Here is a 14,114-nt window from a genome sequence, read left to right as displayed (position 1 = left end):
CACGCGCTGCTCGACCTTGCGTGCTCCCTGCTGCGCCTGCGGCAGGGCTTCCTACAACTACAAGAAAGTAAAATGACCATGCACAAGGCCCCGAAAACCTGCCTGGCCGTTGGCCTGTTCTTCAGCAGTGCTGCCCATGCCGCTGGCTTTGTCGAAGACAGCCACGCCGACCTGGTGCTGCGCAACTACTACTTCGACCGCAACTACCTGGGTACCACACCACAGGCCGCCGCCCGCGAGTGGGCCCAAGGGTTCATCCTCAATGTCAGCTCCGGGTTCAGCGAGGGGCCGGTCGGCTTCGGCCTGGATGCCAAGGGCATGCTTGGGGTGAAGCTGGACTCTTCGCCTGACCGTGCGGGCACCGGCCTGCTGCCGTTCGACCGGACAACCCGTGAACTCGCGGACGAGTATTCCGAACTGGGCCTGACCGGCAAGGTGCGGATTTCGCACACCGAGCTGCAAGGCGGCACCATCAGCACCTTCCTGCCGATCGCCTTTGCCAGCCCCACGCGCCTGCTGCCGCAGACCTTCCGGGGCGCCTACTTGCGCTCCAGCGATATCGACCGTTTCAGCCTGCACGCCGGCTGGCTCGACCGGATCAACCTGCGCGATTCCACCGACTATCAGAAGATGAGTGTCGCCGCGCCCAACGGCCGCTTCAATGGCGCGGCCACCTCGGACCGCTTCACATTCCTGGGGGGCGACTACGCCTGGTCCGACGCGTTGACGTTGCGCTACTACCATGCCGAACTGGACCAGATGTACCGCAAGGACTACTTCGGTTTCGTCGACGACCGCGCGGTCGGTGCCGGCCGCCTGAAGAGCGATTTCCGCCTGTTCGTTGCCGGTGAGGACGGTGCTGCCAAGGCCGGCAAGGTCGACAACCGCAACACCGCGCTGATGCTGACCTACACCTGGGCCAGCCACAGCCTAGGCGTGGGCTACATGCGCCTGGATGGCGACACCGCCATGCCGTACGTGTACGGCACCGAGCCGCTGGTGATCACCGAAGGTACGCTCAGCTCGGAGTTCATCAACCCCAAGGAGCGCAGCTGGCAAGCCAGGTTCGACCAGGACTTCGCCCCGTTCGGGGTGCCGGGGCTCAAGGGCATGCTGCGCTATGTACGCGGCGACAACATCGAGCTGGCGCAGCTGGGCGGCAGCGGGTCAAGCGAGAGCGAGAAGGATGTGGAGCTGTCGTATGCCGTGCAGCAGGGCACGTTCAAAGGCGTGACGCTGCGCCTGCGCCATGCCTGGTATCGCAATGACTTCGCGGCGGGGGCGACCCACCGCGATGACAACGAACTGCGGGTGAACCTGGACTACACCGTCAGGCTCTGGTGATTCAGCTGGCTGCGCGCTGGCGGGTAGCCTGCCAGCACAGCAGCGCGCCGGCCGTCACCCGCAACGCACCCTGCCAGAACTGCAGCCCCAGGTGAGCGCCCAGCCAGGCGGCGGCGAAGGCTGACGACAACATGGGCGCCGAATAGGAAGCGGTCGCCAGCAGGGTCAGGTTGCCGCGCAGGATGCCGATGTTCCACAAGGCGTAGCCGGCGGCCATGCCCACCGCAGCCGCCAGCAGCTCCAGGCTGCGACGCAGCGAGAAGGGCGGCAGCGTTTCGCTGCTGACCCAGTACGCACGGTCAGGCTCGGCCACAGAGAGTTGACCACGACCAGCTGGATGGCCTGGGTGCGGCTGACGGCGAAACCCAGGGCCAGGCTCAGGCAGACTTCGTAGGCGACGAACAGCGCGGAGCCGGAGATCAGGTAGAAACGCGAGGCATGGCGCAGGCGTGGGCGACCGAGCAGCAGCACCAGCAGGGCGGCGCCAAAGGTGTAGATCAGCGCAGCGCCACCGATCGGGCCGAAGTACTCGCTGACACTGCGGATCAGGCCGCTTGCCGTGCTCCACAGCAGGATCGCCGCCAGACCGCAGGCGGTGGTGGCAGGGCCGCTGGTGATGCGCATTGCTTGCTCTTGGTTTGAAAAAAGGCCGGCGCGTCTAACACCTGTAGGAGCGGCCTTGTGTCGCGAAAGGGGTGCGCAGCGCCCCCCACAATCTCAGCTTCGCCGCATGATTTGCCGAGGCCGCGCTGCGGCCCTTTCGCGACACAAGGCCGCTCCTACAGGATTTGTGAACGGTCTTGGGCTCAGCGCCGGGCCGAGAGTTGCTGCGGCGCCAGGAAGGCATCATGGAAGTAGTTGCGCAGCGCCTGCATCGCCGGGCTGAACGCGCGCTCGCGGTGCCAGGCCAGGCCGACGCTCATCGGCGTCACTGGGTCCGTGATGGTCACCGTCTCGATGCGCTTGCCTTCCAGCGACCACGGGCGGTGCACCAGGTCAGAGAGGATCGCCACGCCGCTGCCATTGGCGACCATGCTGCGCACCGCCTCCACCGAGCTGGTGCGCACCCGCACATTCGGCCGTTGCCCGGCCTGTTGCCAATAGCGCATGGCGCTCTGCTCGGCCTCGTCGACAGTGAGCAGGATGTACGGCTCCCGGGCCACGTCGGCCAGGCTCACCGCCGAGCGTTCGCACAGGGGATGATGGCCGGGCAGCCACAACCGGCGCTCGGAGTTGAACAAGGTTTCCGAGACGATATCCGGGTGGGTGAGGTTGGCGGTGAGCACCACCGCCATGTCGAAACGCCCCTCCAGCAGGCCTTGCTCGATGGCGCTGCGCTCCTGCTCATGGACTTCCAGGGTCACGTCCGGGTGCCAGTGTTCCAGGCGCTGCAAGTGGTGCGGCAGGAAGTAGCCGATCACCGTGTAGCTCGCCGCCAGGCGCAACAGGCCGCTGGCGCGCACATCGGGCAACGGGCTGTTCAGGGCATCGTCGACACTGCGCAGGATCACGTAGGCGCGGTTGAGGAAGTGCCGGCCAGCGTCGGTCAGGCTCATGCCCTGGGCCGAGCGCTGGAACAGCAACACGCCCAGCATCGCTTCCAGTTCCTTGATCGCGGTGGTGACTGCCGACTGGGAAATATTGAGGTGGATCGCCGCCTGGGAGATCTGGCCGATCTCGGCGGTGGCGACAAAATAGCGAACCTGGCGCAGGGTCAGTGACACGGTGGGCTCCTGGGTATCTGATTTTCAGAAGACACCCTATCTGTTTATAGATCTTCCCAAGGGGGTCGGGAGAATCTACCGTGGCTTGCATGCCGTCACAAGCCAGGAGAACAGCGATGCGGGCAGTGGATTTCAACTCTGACATGGGCGAAGGCTTCGGTCCCTGGACCATCGGCGATGGCGTCGACAACGAACTGATGGCCTTCATCAGCTCGGCCAACATCGCCACCGGCTTCCATGCCGGCGACCCCGGGACCATGCGCCGCACCGTCGAGCGGGCCAAGGCGCTGGGCGTGGGCGTGGGCGCGCACCCAGGCTTCCGTGACCTGGTCGGCTTCGGCCGCCGGCACATCAATGCACCGGCCCAGGAACTGGTCGACGATATCCTTTACCAGCTCGGTGCGCTGCGCGAGATTGCCCGGGCGCAGGGCGTCAGGCTGCAGCACATCAAGCCCCATGGCGCGCTGTACATGCACCTGGCCCGTGACGAAGAGGCCGCGCGCCTGCTGGTGGAAAACCTGCAGGTGATCGAGCCCGAGCTGTTGCTGTACTGCATGCCCGGCTCGGTGATCTGCCGCATTGCCCAGGACCTCGGGCAGCCGGTGGTGCGCGAGTTCTACGCCGACCGCGAGTACGATCTGAGTGGCTCCATCGTGTTCACCCGCAACGTGCGTGGCTACGAACCGCAGCGGGTCGCCGAGCGGGTGCTGCGGGCCTGCCAGGAGGGCCAGGTACGCACCGTGGAAGGCCAGGACCTGGCAATCGAGTTCGATTCGATCTGCCTGCACAGCGACACCCCCGGTGCGCTCGACCTGGTCGAAGCCACGCGTACGGCGCTGGATGCCGCCGGCATCGAGGTGCGTGCACCGCGTTGAGTTTCAGTGGCTGCTGGCGCGAAGACGCCACGGCCTGCAGCACAGGATTGTTTTGCCTGCCGTTCGATAAAGATTCCAAAAAAGGAGCAGACATGGCCAGTACCCCGATCCGCTACAGCTTCGGTGCCGACGAGCACCTGTTCGCCGAAGTCAGCGACAGCATGTCGCTCGAGGCCTTCTTCAAGGGCATGGCGGTGACCCGTGCGGTGGAGCGCCTGGCGCTGGAGGGCGTGCTCGACATCTGCCTGGCCAACGCCTCGTTCCAGATCCGCTTCGACCCCGACCGCATCGCCCCCGAGGCACTGCTCGAAGCGGTGCGTGGCGCCGAGGCCGAAGCGGTGGCCGAGCGTTCGCTGAGCACGCGGATCATCGAGATCCCGGTGCTGTACAACGACCCTTGGACCCACGAAACGCTCATGCGCTTTCGTGACCGCCACCAGGACCCGAACAGCACCGACCTGGAATATGCGGCGCGTATCAACGGGCTGGCCGACGTCGAGGCGTTCATTGCCGCGCACAGTGGCGCGCCGTGGTTCGTGTCGATGGTCGGCTTCGTCGCCGGCTTGCCGTTCATGTTCCAGATGGTCGAGCGCGAGCGCCAGCTGCAGGTGCCCAAGTACCTGCGCCCGCGCACCGACACGCCCAAGCTGACCCTTGGCCATGGTGGCTGTTTCGGCTGCATCTATTCGGTACGCGGGGCAGGGGGCTACCAGATGTTCGGCGTGACCCCGGCACCGATCTACGACCCCCAGCAGTCGCTGGCGTACCTGAAAGAGCACATGGTGTTCTTCCGCCCGGGCGATATCGTGCAGTTCAAGCCCATTGATCGCCAAGCGTATGACCAGGCTGTGGCGGATGTGGAGGATGGGCGCTTCGACCTGCGTATCCGTCCGGTGGAGTTCTCGCTGGATGCATTCCTTGCCGACCCGGTCGGCTACCCCAGATCGCTGCAGGAGGTGCTGGCATGATCAAGGTCATCAAACCCGGTTTGGCCACCTCGGTGCAGGACATGGGCCGCGAAGGTTATTACCACCTGGGCATCCCGCCCTCTGGTGCGCTGGACCAGTATGCGCTGCAGGCTGCCAACCACCTGGTCGGCAACCCGGCCTCTGCGGCAGGCCTGGAGTGCACCCTGGTAGGGCCGGAACTGGAGTTTCAGCATGACGCGCTGGTTGCGGTGTGCGGTGCGCAGATGCCGGTGCTGCTCGATGGCCGCGAGCAGCGCCCGGATACCGCCTTCGCGGTGCGTGCCGGGCAGGTGTTGCGCTTCGGCTTCCCCACGGCCGGCGCGCGGGCCTACCTGGCTGTGGCGGGCGGCATCGATGTGCCCGAGGTGCTTGGTAGCCGTTCGACCTATGCACTGGGTGCGCTCGGTGGCTTGCAAGGGCGCAAGCTGGTGGCCGGTGACCTGTTGGCGGTCGGCGTGCCGAGTGGCAAGAGCCGCGCCGGGGCCAGTCTGCCGATGGCCTTGCGCCAATCGCTGGGCGGCGAGGTGGTGCTGCGGGTGGTGCCTGGGCTGTATTTCCACCGCTTGACCGAGGCGGCGGCGAAGCGCTTCTTCACCGATGCCTGGACCGTCGGCTCCGAGGCCGACCGCATCGGCTATCGCTACAAGGGCGGGGGTGCGCTGAGCTTCCAGCCACGCGAGCAACCGTTCGGGGCGGGGTCGGACCCGTCGAACATCGTCGACAGTTGCTACCCGATCGGCTCGATCCAGGTGCCGGCAGGGCTGGAGCCGATCATCCTGCACCGGGATGCGGTGTCGGGCGGTGGTTACGCGATGATCGGCACGGTGATCAGTGCCGACCTGGACCTGATCGGGCAGATGCAGCCGAACCAGCAGGCGCGGTTCCTGGCGGTGAGCCTTGAGGATGCACTGGCAGCCCGGCGTTCGTACAAGAAGAAGCTCAGCTGCCTGGCCAGGCTGTTTGGCTGATTGAATCAGTAGTGCCTGTGAGGCCGAGCGCCGCCCGCGCGGCGCATCGCGGATGAATCCGCTCCTACATTTGCTGCAACGTGGCCACGCCTGTTACGCCAGGGTTGCCAGCCGGTTTGCACGGCTCAAGACATGCGCCAGGGCTGACAACCCTGGCGTAACAGGCGTGGCCACGTTGCAACAAATGTAGGAGCGGATTCATCCGCGATGCGCCGCGCGGGCGGCGCTCGGTCTCAAAAGCGCTGAAGATGTAACGGCGAACAATCAGAAACTGTACTTGGCCGTCAGCATCAGGTTGCGCGGCGCCCCCCAGGTATCGCCGGCATAGTCCACTGAACTGGCAATGGCCGAGTAGTACTTGCGGTCGAACACGTTGTTGGCGTTGAGCTGCAGGTCGAGGTGCTGGTCGACCCGGTAGCCGGCCATCAGGTCGGTAACCGCATAGGCACCCTGGACCAACCGGTACTCGCTGCCATCGGCGACGGTGAAGTCGTTGTAGATACGGCTCTGCCAGGAGATGTTGCCACCGACGCGCAGCTTTTCCAGTGGGCCCTGGAAGTGGTACACGGTGTTCAGCTTGAACAGGTGCTCCGGTGTGTCGGTGTCGAAACGCTGGTTGACGTTGGCAGGGTTGGCAGCGTCCTTGATGGTGTGCGCGCGCGCATAGGTATAGCCGCCACCGATCTGCCAGTTGGGCGTCAAGGCGCCTTGCAGTTCCATGTCGATACCCTGGCTGCGTACCTCGCCCGAGGCTTCGTAGCACGACGTCTGCGGGCAATCCGCGACGAAGACCTGGGTGGCACGGTTTTCCTGGTCGATGCGGAACAGCGCGACGCTGGCATTGAGGGCGCCGTCGAAGTATTCACCCTTGATGCCGACCTCGTAGTTCTTGCCCACGATCGGTTTCACCGGGGTACCGGAAGTGTCCTTGTTGCTTTGCGGCGTGAAGATGTCGCTGTAGCTGACATAAACCGAATGGTGGTCGTCTAGGTCGTAGATCAGGCCGGCATACTTGGTGACGTTGCGGGTGACCTTGTAGTCGCCGTCGCCATCGCGGTTGTCGTAGTCGTACCAGTCCAGGCGCCCGCCGAGTATCAGCTTGAGCGGGTCGGCCAGGTTCAGCCGGGTGGTCAGGTACACGCCATCCTGGGTGGTGACTTCGCGTTGGTTGCCGGTGTGCACGAAGTCCGGTTTGCTGCCGTTGATCGGCCAGAACATGTCGTACGGGCTGTAGTTACGGGTGTCCATGTCATAGATGCGCTTGCTGGCACCGACCACCAGTTCGTGGGTGCGGCCGAGCAGCTCGAACGGGCCGCTGACGAAACCGTCCAGGCCAGTCTGGTTTTCCTGGTGCTTGGACTGGTAGACCGTGCGTTGCAGCGGCGCCTGCAGGCCTGCCCAGCGCGACTGGTAGGAGCCGGTGAAGGTTGCATCCTGCTGCGAGTAGTTGGCGTTGAGCTGAAGCTTCCAGTCATTGGCCAGGCGGTGGTGCAACTCGGCGAACAGGGTGTTGATTTCCTGGTCCTTGTTCTCCCAGTCGGTGCCCGGATTATAGGAACGCGAGAAGCCCATGTGATGGCCGTCGAGGGCAGTGGGCATGGCGCCCCAGAAGTAGTTGGTCTTGTCCTTCTGGTGCGAGAGACCGAGCATCAGGCTGGTGTCATCGGACAGGTCCGCCTCGGTCACCGCGTAGAACAGGCCGTGGTCTTCCTCGACATCATCGACGTAGCTGTTGGCGTCGCGGTAGGACGCCACCACACGCCCGCGCAGGGTGCCGCTGTCATTGAGCGGGCTGGAGGCATCGATTTCGCCGCGATAGTCGTCCCAGCTGCCGGCGGCGCCGGTGAGGGTGACCTTCTGCTCGGCCAGCGGGCGCTTGCGCACGAAGTTGATGGCCGCCGACGGGTTGCCCGCACCGGTGACCAGGCCAGTGGCGCCACGCACCACTTCCACTCGATCGAACATTGCCAGGTTCGGCTGGGCGCCGACCACCCAGCCGGTGTAGCCACTGGGGATGCCGTCGTACATCAGGTTATCGATGTCAAAACCGCGCGACGAGTAACTCTGCCGGCCTGGGCCGTTGGAATAGTCGAGGAACAGGCCGGGGGTGGCCTTGACCACGTCGTTTACGCTGGTCATGGCCTGGTCGTCCATCCGCTGGCGGGTGATCACGGTGACCGCCTGGGGCGTTTCACGCATGCTCATCGGCAACTTTGTGGCGGTGGACATGGAACCGGTGGTGTAGGACCCCGAACCCTCGGTGGTGCTGCCCAGCGCGTCCGAGCTGATTTCGGTGGCACCCAGTTCCAGCGTGGCTGGGGCATCTTCGGCCAGGGCCGGGGTAACGATGGCCATGCACACGGCCATGGCGAGCAGGTTGCGGGCGGGCAGGGGGCGCGTGTGCGCGAGGGGCGACAGCATGACGGGTGGGCTCCTGATGACTGCTAATACAAGTGAATATGAGAATGATTAGCAGTAATTTTGTCAGGATGTTTCGCACTTTGGGAAGGTGGTATGCCAAATCTATTACAAATTTTTCACAAATCACCGGAGCGGGTGATCTTCTTGCCACGCTGGCTGGCCACTTCCAGTGCTTGCCCATCGCGCTGTTTGCCTTGCCGCGCCAACCCCTCCAACTGTGGAATCAGCATGCCTTCCGGCAGGTGCCGCCAAAACCGCCCCGGCATGTGCAGGCGCAGGGCATCGGGGTTGAGCCGGGCCGGGTTGAAGGTGTGCCGGTAGTAGGTGCGCCACAGTTCAGCGCCGGGGTCTTCGGCATGTTGTGCCCATTGGCGCCAATCGTTCGGGCAACGGCGGTGATATTCGAAGGCTTGGCCGTCGAAGCGAATGCCGTCCTGTGGCGTTGCGATCAGCCAGCGCTGGCGCCCGAGGCGGTCGGCGAAATGCGCGCTGGCGCTTTCCAGGATGTCGTGAGCAGGTTCGTGGAAGGCCACCAGATCAAGTTGCAATTGCTCGGCCAGTGCCTCTGGTAGTGGCACGAAGCGCACGAATGCGTGCAGATGGTGCGCTTCACGGCTGACCTGCTTGATACGCCGCTGCAATTCGCTGCCCAGGCGGTCACCGGCCAGCATTGCTGTGCGGTCGCCGTGGGCCACGCGCCAGAGCACCTCGTACAGCAGGTTCCAGCGTTGCTCGCCGCGGTAGCGTGCGGCTTGCTCCAGTTGCGTCAGCAGCGTGGCGGGCACCTTGGCGCGAAACGGGCCGGGGCCTTCTGGCAGGGGCGTGGGCAGGGCCAGCAGGTCGCTGATCGGGCCTTGTGCCCAGGTCACGTTGGCGGGGTCGATACCGTGCCCGAGCAGGGTACGGGCCTGGCTGCGCCAAGTGCCGAACTGGTCATCGCAATCGAGCGCAATCACCCCCACAACCCCATCTGCTGCGGCGCCTGGGGTTCGCGCAGGCGCGCCCTGAGCACGCCGCTGCGCAGCTCGCCATCGGCGGGGCGGTAATCACTGGTGACGATGAACGGCCGCGCCTTGTCCAGCACGCAGCGCAGCTGGATCAGGTCGTCATAGCGCACGCGCCGCTCGCGGCGCAGTTCCACCAGCCGTTGCACGCTGCGCAGGCCGATGCCGGGAATGCGTGCCAGCAGCGCGGGCTCTGCGCGGTTCACATCCAGCGGGAATACCTCGCGGTTGGCCAGCGCCCAGGCCAGCTTCGGGTCGATGTCCAGCGCCAGGTTGCCGGCCTGGCCGAGCAGCTCACCGGCCTTGTAGCCGTAGCTTCGCAGCAGGAAGTCGGCCTGGTACAGGCGGTGTTCGCGCAACAGTGGCGGGGCGGCCAGGGGGACGCTGCCGGGGCTGTCGGGGATCGGGCTGAAGGCCGAGTAGTACACACGCTTGAGCCCATAACCCTGATACAGCGACTCGGCGTTGCGCAGCAGGGTGCTGTCGTCGGTGGCGTCGGCGCCGACGATGACCTGGGTGCTCTGCCCGGCCGGGGTGAAGCGCGGGGCTTTCGGTTCATCGGCTACGGCCTGCTGGCCCTGATGGATCACGCCCATGGCCTGGCGGATGGTGTGCGCCTGTTTTTCCGGGGCCAGGCGCTTGAGGCTGGCGTCGGTGGGCAATTCGATATTGACGCTGAGGCGGTCTGCCAGGCGTCCGGCTTCTTCGATCAGCAGCGGGTCGGCATCGGGGATGGTCTTGAGGTGGATGTAGCCACGGAAGTTGTGCTCCTCACGCAGCAGGCGCGCCACGCGGATCAGCTGCTCCATGGTGTAGTCGGCCGAGCGGATGATGCCGGAGCTGAGGAACAGGCCGCTGATGCAGTTGCGCCGGTAGAAGTCCAGGGTCAGGCGCACCACTTCCTCGGGGCTGAAGCGGGCCCGCGGCACATTGCTGGAACGGCGGTTGACGCAGTACTGGCAGTCATACAGGCAGAAGTTGGTCAGCAGCACCTTGAGCAGCGACACGCAGCGGCCATCGGGGGTGTAGCTGTGGCAGATGCCCATGCCATCGGTCGCGCCCAGGCCTTCGCTGCCGCGCGAGCTGCGTTTAGGCGCGCCGCTGCTGGCGCAGGAAGCATCGTATTTGGCGGCATCGGCGAGAATGCCGAGTTTGGCGATGAGCTGCATGGGGATGTCTCGAAATACTGAATATTCATACAGTATTTCGAGATTTGTGCATTTGCAAGGGGCCAGCGGCGAAAGGTCGAGGTGCCAGGCTTCAGGGTTTGCTGAAGCGGTAGAACAGGTTGGGCTCGCTGACGATATAGAGGTTGCCGGCGCTGTCCATGGTCATGCCCTCGGGTTGCGGGGCGTCATGCTGCAGCCCGCCGAGCCAGGCCCGCAGCGATCGGATGCTGACGAAGCGGCCATCGCCATCGAGTTCGGTGATGTTCTTCGACTGGTCGCTGAGCACCAGCAGGTGGCCGGTGTTCGGGTCATAGTAGCCGTCGGACAGGTCGGTGGCGTACACGCTGCGCTTGACCCAGTCGCGGCGGTCGCTGACTGTCAACTGCAGGGGGCCGCCGCCGAGCGCCGTGAGCATGCCGGTGACGGTGAACAGCTGCCGCGGGTCGCGCTCCTTGATGGCGAACAGGCGATCGTGCTGCCGGTCGTAGGTCACCCCCTCGAAGCCCTTGTTGCGGTAGGTCGGGTTGATGTCGAGGGTGATCCACTGCGCCTCGCTGGCATGGATCGGCTGCGGGGGGGCGGGCAGGGTGATCACGTCCAGCCGTTGCATCTGCTCATCGCTGATGGCCACGCGGCCATTGCCCAGGTACGCCAGGCCCTCGGTGTCTTCGAAGTCCACCAGCGGGTAGCGCGCCAAAACGTCGCCGCCCTTGCTCAGCTCGAGCAATTCCATGGGCACACCATTGGTGATTGCCAGCAGCCGGTCCCGGTCGTAGTCGTAGGCGATGCCGGACAGGTTGTTCAGGCCTGGCTCCACCACCCTGGCGTCGATCGTGACCTGAAAGGCCGGCAGCCAGAGGTTCTTCCCGGGCGCAGTGTCACCCGTCCAGTGGTTGCTCAGGTGCGCGTAGAGCTGCTGGGGCCAGAACGAGCGCGCGGCTTCGATGCCGATCAAGGCCATGGCCACTAGCACCGCCACTGCGCCGAGCTGGCCCCAGCGGTTCAAGCGCTGCCAGAGGTGCCGGCGCGGGGCGGGCAGGGTCTGGGTAGTCATTGTGCAGCCCCCTGAGCGGCGGTTTGCAGATTGCCGGGGGTGTCGGCCCAGGCGAAGTGGTAGACCTGCGCCGGTGCAGCGGGCTGGCATTGGCCGTTGTCGGCATCGGCGCCGACCACGTACCACTCGGCGCGCGAGGTATCGCCCAGCCGGTGAGCCTTGTCGGCGTTGAAGCAACGGCCCAGTTCCGTTGCCGGAATCAAGGCGAAGGCTGCCGGGTTATGGCGTAACCAGTACACCGCCGTTTCGGGCTTGGACTGGTTGGCGAAGCCGAAATGAACGATGGGCTGATGGGCGAACAGCCAGTGCCCTTCACGCCAGTTGACCAGCACCAGCTCGGCGCTACCGGTGGCGCGTGCGGCGTCGCTCATCAAGGTTTCGTGAGGGTTGCGGCCTTCCTTGATGGGCTCGACGAAGCCACGTGCGAACCATAGGCAGAACCACGTCAGGGCAATGGCGGTGAACGCCTTGCGCCAGCCGGGGCGGCGCTGCCACCAGCGTTTGAGCAGCCAAGGCACCAGCGGGGCGATGGCCAGCACCAGGCCGGGCAGGGCCGGGAAGATGTAGAGCTTGCGCTTGCCGCTGCTCAGGCTGAAGAACAGCAGCACCAGGGCGACCCAGCCGAGCAGCAACAGGAAACGCCCATCGCGTTTTTGCAGCTGTCGGCGCCAGGCCGGCACCAGCCACGGCAGGGCCAGGATCAGCGGCAGCCAGTACTGTGGGATGACCTTGACGAAGAAATACCAGAATGGCTCGCGATGGTCCCAGGCATTGGCATAGCGGCTGGCGGTCTGGCGCAGCAGAATCTCCTTCAGGTAGGCCAGCTCCGCCGCGCCCCCCCCGTGGGCAATGGAGACCAGCAGCGGCAGCAGCCACACGGCGCAACCTGCCAATAGCCAGACCAGCCCCAGGCTCCAGCGCCAGGCCTGGCCAGGGTAGGCCACCACGCCGCGCCAGCGCTTGCGCACGGCCCAGCCATAGGGCAGCAGCATCAGTGCCGGAACAAAGCCCACGCCCTTGCTGATGATGCCCAGGCCCATGGCTGCACAGGCCAGGTAAAACCAGCCCCAGGCCGGCCCGAGCAAGAGGTGGCGGACCATGCCGTAGAGGCCCAGCGCTACCCACAGGCACAGAAAGCTGTCGATCTGCCCGGTCCGCAGGATGCTGTAGCTCTGGTAGGTCGCCAGGAACAGCAGCGCGGCAATCACGCCGATACGCCGGGTCCACAGACGCCGCCCCAGGTCATGCAGCACCAGGGTGATGGTCGCCGCCGACATCAGCCCCGGCAGGTACAGGGCGACATTTGGTGAACCGGTCAGGTAACTGAACAGGGCCACGGTCCACATGAACAGCGGTGGTTTGTCGCCGTAGATTTCCGCTGCGCGATGGGGGATGAACCAGTTGCCGCTCTGGAGCATTTCCAGGGCCACGCCGAGGAAGCGTTCCTCATCGACGTTCATCGGCTGGCGCCAGCCGATACCGGCGCCTACCAGCAGCACGGCGAGTACAACCAGGGCCAGGCGTTCGGCCCCGAGCGTCTTGAACCTTGGCAAGGGTTATTCCTTCTGCTCTTTGTGGCGGGCAATCAGTTGCAGGTTGCGCAGGTACACCACCAGGCCGAACGACTGGCCGATGATGAATACCGGGTCTTGGCGGTAGATGGCGTAGATCAGCAGCAAAGCGCTGCCGAGCATGCTCAGGTACCAGAAGCCCACCGGGATCACGCTGCGTTTCTTGAATTCGCTGTACAGCCACTGCAGGACGAAGCGGCCGGTGAACACGACCTGACCGGCGAAGCCGACGATCAGCCAGAGGGTTTCGCGGGTCATCCTTCGAGCTCCTGTGGTTGGCTGTCCAGGCGCGTGCGGCGGATCAGCCACCAGACCCCGACCAGGTCGAGAATGCCGACCAGGGCACGGTCCAGGTTGCCGTACTTGGATACCCCAGCATGGCGTGGGCGGTGGTTGACCGGGTGCACCAGCATGCGGCCCTTGTGGCGCAGGATCAGCGCCGGGATGAAGCGGTGCATGTGGTCGAAGTAGGGCAGGCGCAGGAAGGCGTCACGCTCGATCAGCTTCAGGCCGCAGCCGGTGTCTGGCGTGGCGTCCTTGAGCAGGCGGCTGCGCAGGCCGTTGGCAAAACGCGAGGCCCAGCGTTTGCTGGCGGTATCGCGGCGGTTGACGCGGTGCCCGGCCACCAGCTTGATGCCGCCGCCGAGGTCTTCACTGCCGCGCACCAGGGCGAGCATGCCGGGGATGTCGGCCGGGTCGTTCTGCCCGTCGCCATCCAGGGTGGCCAGCCAGCGCCCGCGAGCGGCCTGGGCGGCGTGCCAGATCGAGGTGCTCTGGCCCAGCGAGCGGTCGTGGCGCAGGATGCGCAATTGCGTGAAGCCTTGTTGTTTCAACTGCTGCAGCACGTTGAGGGTTTGGTCGCTGCTGCCATCGTCGACCACCAGTATTTCGTAATGTTCGGTGGCCAGCGCCGTGCGGATTTCCCCCAGCAATGCCGGCAGGTTGTCGACCTCATTCTTGGCGGGGATCAGTACCGAGAGGTCAATAGGGTCATTCATTGAGGCTACCTGTGTTCT

General features: G+C 65.1%; 14 protein-coding genes. 4 read left to right on the top strand and 10 right to left on the bottom strand.

What is annotated here, in order from left to right:
• Nucleotides 1-78 precede the first annotated feature (78 nt).
• A complete protein-coding gene (locus APH27_RS04470; RefSeq protein ID WP_060484182.1) occupies nt 79-1,344 on the top strand; it encodes an OprD family porin in 1,266 nt (421 codons plus the stop codon).
• 1 nt (nt 1,345) lies between these two features.
• Here the strand turns inward: APH27_RS04470 and APH27_RS27000 are convergent, their stop codons facing one another.
• The 3 genes from APH27_RS27000 to APH27_RS04460 all read right to left on the bottom strand — a co-directional run bounded on the left by APH27_RS27000 (nt 1,346) and on the right by APH27_RS04460 (nt 3,068).
• The gene (locus APH27_RS27000; RefSeq protein ID WP_305728786.1) at nt 1,346-1,561 is read right to left on the bottom strand and encodes an EamA family transporter; all 216 of its coding nucleotides are present in this window, start codon (nt 1,559-1,561) and stop codon (nt 1,346-1,348) included.
• Nucleotides 1,510-1,968: a hypothetical protein gene (locus APH27_RS04465; protein ID WP_305728785.1), complete on the bottom strand. Its 459-nt coding sequence runs from the start codon at nt 1,966-1,968 to the stop codon at nt 1,510-1,512. The genes APH27_RS27000 and APH27_RS04465 overlap by 52 nt, the downstream gene beginning before the upstream one ends.
• Nucleotides 1,969-2,150: 182 nt before the next feature.
• Nucleotides 2,151-3,068 carry a LysR family transcriptional regulator gene (locus APH27_RS04460; protein WP_027916830.1) on the bottom strand — a complete coding sequence of 306 codons (918 nt, stop codon included), beginning with the start codon at nt 3,066-3,068 and terminating at the stop codon, nt 2,151-2,153.
• A gap of 116 nt (nt 3,069-3,184) precedes the next feature.
• Here APH27_RS04460 and APH27_RS04455 point away from each other — a divergent pair, with 116 nt between their 5' ends.
• The 3 genes from APH27_RS04455 (at nt 3,185) to APH27_RS04445 (ending at nt 5,879) form a co-directional block, all read left to right on the top strand.
• Nucleotides 3,185-3,943: a 5-oxoprolinase subunit PxpA gene (locus tag APH27_RS04455; protein ID WP_060484099.1), complete on the top strand. Its 759-nt coding sequence runs from the start codon at nt 3,185-3,187 to the stop codon at nt 3,941-3,943.
• 92 nt (nt 3,944-4,035) lie between these two features.
• Complete coding sequence (locus APH27_RS04450) at nt 4,036-4,911, top strand: allophanate hydrolase subunit 1 (RefSeq protein WP_027916828.1); 876 nt, start codon at nt 4,036-4,038, stop codon at nt 4,909-4,911.
• On the top strand, nt 4,908-5,879 hold the full coding sequence (locus APH27_RS04445) for a biotin-dependent carboxyltransferase family protein (protein ID WP_060484098.1): 972 nt from the start codon (nt 4,908-4,910) through the stop codon (nt 5,877-5,879). Before APH27_RS04450 ends, APH27_RS04445 begins: the two co-directional genes overlap by 4 nt.
• Before the next feature lie 264 nt (nt 5,880-6,143).
• On the opposite strand, the gene APH27_RS04440 is transcribed toward APH27_RS04445, so the two are convergent.
• The 7 genes from APH27_RS04440 to APH27_RS04410 form a co-directional block, all read right to left on the bottom strand.
• Nucleotides 6,144-8,246 (bottom strand): TonB-dependent siderophore receptor, encoded by a 2,103-nt coding sequence (locus APH27_RS04440; protein ID WP_371262694.1) that lies wholly within the window; start codon nt 8,244-8,246, stop codon nt 6,144-6,146.
• Nucleotides 8,247-8,416: 170 nt separating this feature from the next.
• Complete coding sequence (locus APH27_RS04435; RefSeq protein ID WP_060484096.1) at nt 8,417-9,262, bottom strand: TIGR03915 family putative DNA repair protein; 846 nt, start codon at nt 9,260-9,262, stop codon at nt 8,417-8,419.
• Nucleotides 9,253-10,473, bottom strand: coding sequence for a putative DNA modification/repair radical SAM protein (locus APH27_RS04430; protein WP_060484095.1), 1,221 nt, complete (start codon nt 10,471-10,473; stop codon nt 9,253-9,255). Before APH27_RS04430 ends, APH27_RS04435 begins: the two co-directional genes overlap by 10 nt.
• A gap of 91 nt (nt 10,474-10,564) precedes the next feature.
• On the bottom strand, nt 10,565-11,527 hold the full coding sequence (locus APH27_RS04425) for an SdiA-regulated domain-containing protein (RefSeq protein ID WP_082434988.1): 963 nt from the start codon (nt 11,525-11,527) through the stop codon (nt 10,565-10,567).
• Nucleotides 11,524-13,080, bottom strand: coding sequence for a glycosyltransferase family 39 protein (locus APH27_RS04420; RefSeq protein WP_060484094.1), 1,557 nt, complete (start codon nt 13,078-13,080; stop codon nt 11,524-11,526). Before APH27_RS04420 ends, APH27_RS04425 begins: the two co-directional genes overlap by 4 nt.
• Before the next feature lie 3 nt (nt 13,081-13,083).
• Nucleotides 13,084-13,356 (bottom strand): lipid-A-disaccharide synthase N-terminal domain-containing protein, encoded by a 273-nt coding sequence (locus APH27_RS04415; RefSeq protein ID WP_027916822.1) that lies wholly within the window; start codon nt 13,354-13,356, stop codon nt 13,084-13,086.
• Nucleotides 13,353-14,096, bottom strand: a complete 744-nt coding sequence (locus APH27_RS04410; protein ID WP_027916821.1) for a glycosyltransferase family 2 protein — start codon at nt 14,094-14,096, stop codon at nt 13,353-13,355. Before APH27_RS04410 ends, APH27_RS04415 begins: the two co-directional genes overlap by 4 nt.
• Between the last annotated feature and the right edge of the window lie 18 nt (nt 14,097-14,114).

This window comes from Pseudomonas sp. NBRC 111123 (assembly GCF_001320205.1).
Lineage (GTDB): Bacteria > Pseudomonadota > Gammaproteobacteria > Pseudomonadales > Pseudomonadaceae > Aquipseudomonas > Aquipseudomonas putida_J.
The sequence above is the reverse complement of the archived record's forward strand: the minus strand, read 5'-3'. Positions and strand labels throughout refer to the sequence as shown.

Coding starts and splice junctions, on each gene's coding strand:
- APH27_RS04470 (WP_060484182.1), top strand. CDS start 79: ATGCACAAGGCCCCGAAAACCTGCCTGGCCGTTGGCCTGTTCTTCAGC.
- APH27_RS27000 (WP_305728786.1), bottom strand. CDS start 1,561: ATGGCCGCCGGCTACGCCTTGTGGAACATCGGCATCCTGCGCGGCAAC.
- APH27_RS04465 (WP_305728785.1), bottom strand. CDS start 1,968: ATGCGCATCACCAGCGGCCCTGCCACCACCGCCTGCGGTCTGGCGGCG.
- APH27_RS04455 (WP_060484099.1), top strand. CDS start 3,185: ATGCGGGCAGTGGATTTCAACTCTGACATGGGCGAAGGCTTCGGTCCC.
- APH27_RS04450 (WP_027916828.1), top strand. CDS start 4,036: ATGGCCAGTACCCCGATCCGCTACAGCTTCGGTGCCGACGAGCACCTG.
- APH27_RS04445 (WP_060484098.1), top strand. CDS start 4,908: ATGATCAAGGTCATCAAACCCGGTTTGGCCACCTCGGTGCAGGACATG.
- APH27_RS04440 (WP_371262694.1), bottom strand. CDS start 8,246: ATGGCCGTGTGCATGGCCATCGTTACCCCGGCCCTGGCCGAAGATGCC.
- APH27_RS04430 (WP_060484095.1), bottom strand. CDS start 10,473: ATGCAGCTCATCGCCAAACTCGGCATTCTCGCCGATGCCGCCAAATAC.
- APH27_RS04425 (WP_082434988.1), bottom strand. CDS start 11,527: ATGACTACCCAGACCCTGCCCGCCCCGCGCCGGCACCTCTGGCAGCGC.
- APH27_RS04415 (WP_027916822.1), bottom strand. CDS start 13,356: ATGACCCGCGAAACCCTCTGGCTGATCGTCGGCTTCGCCGGTCAGGTC.
- APH27_RS04410 (WP_027916821.1), bottom strand. CDS start 14,096: ATGAATGACCCTATTGACCTCTCGGTACTGATCCCCGCCAAGAATGAG.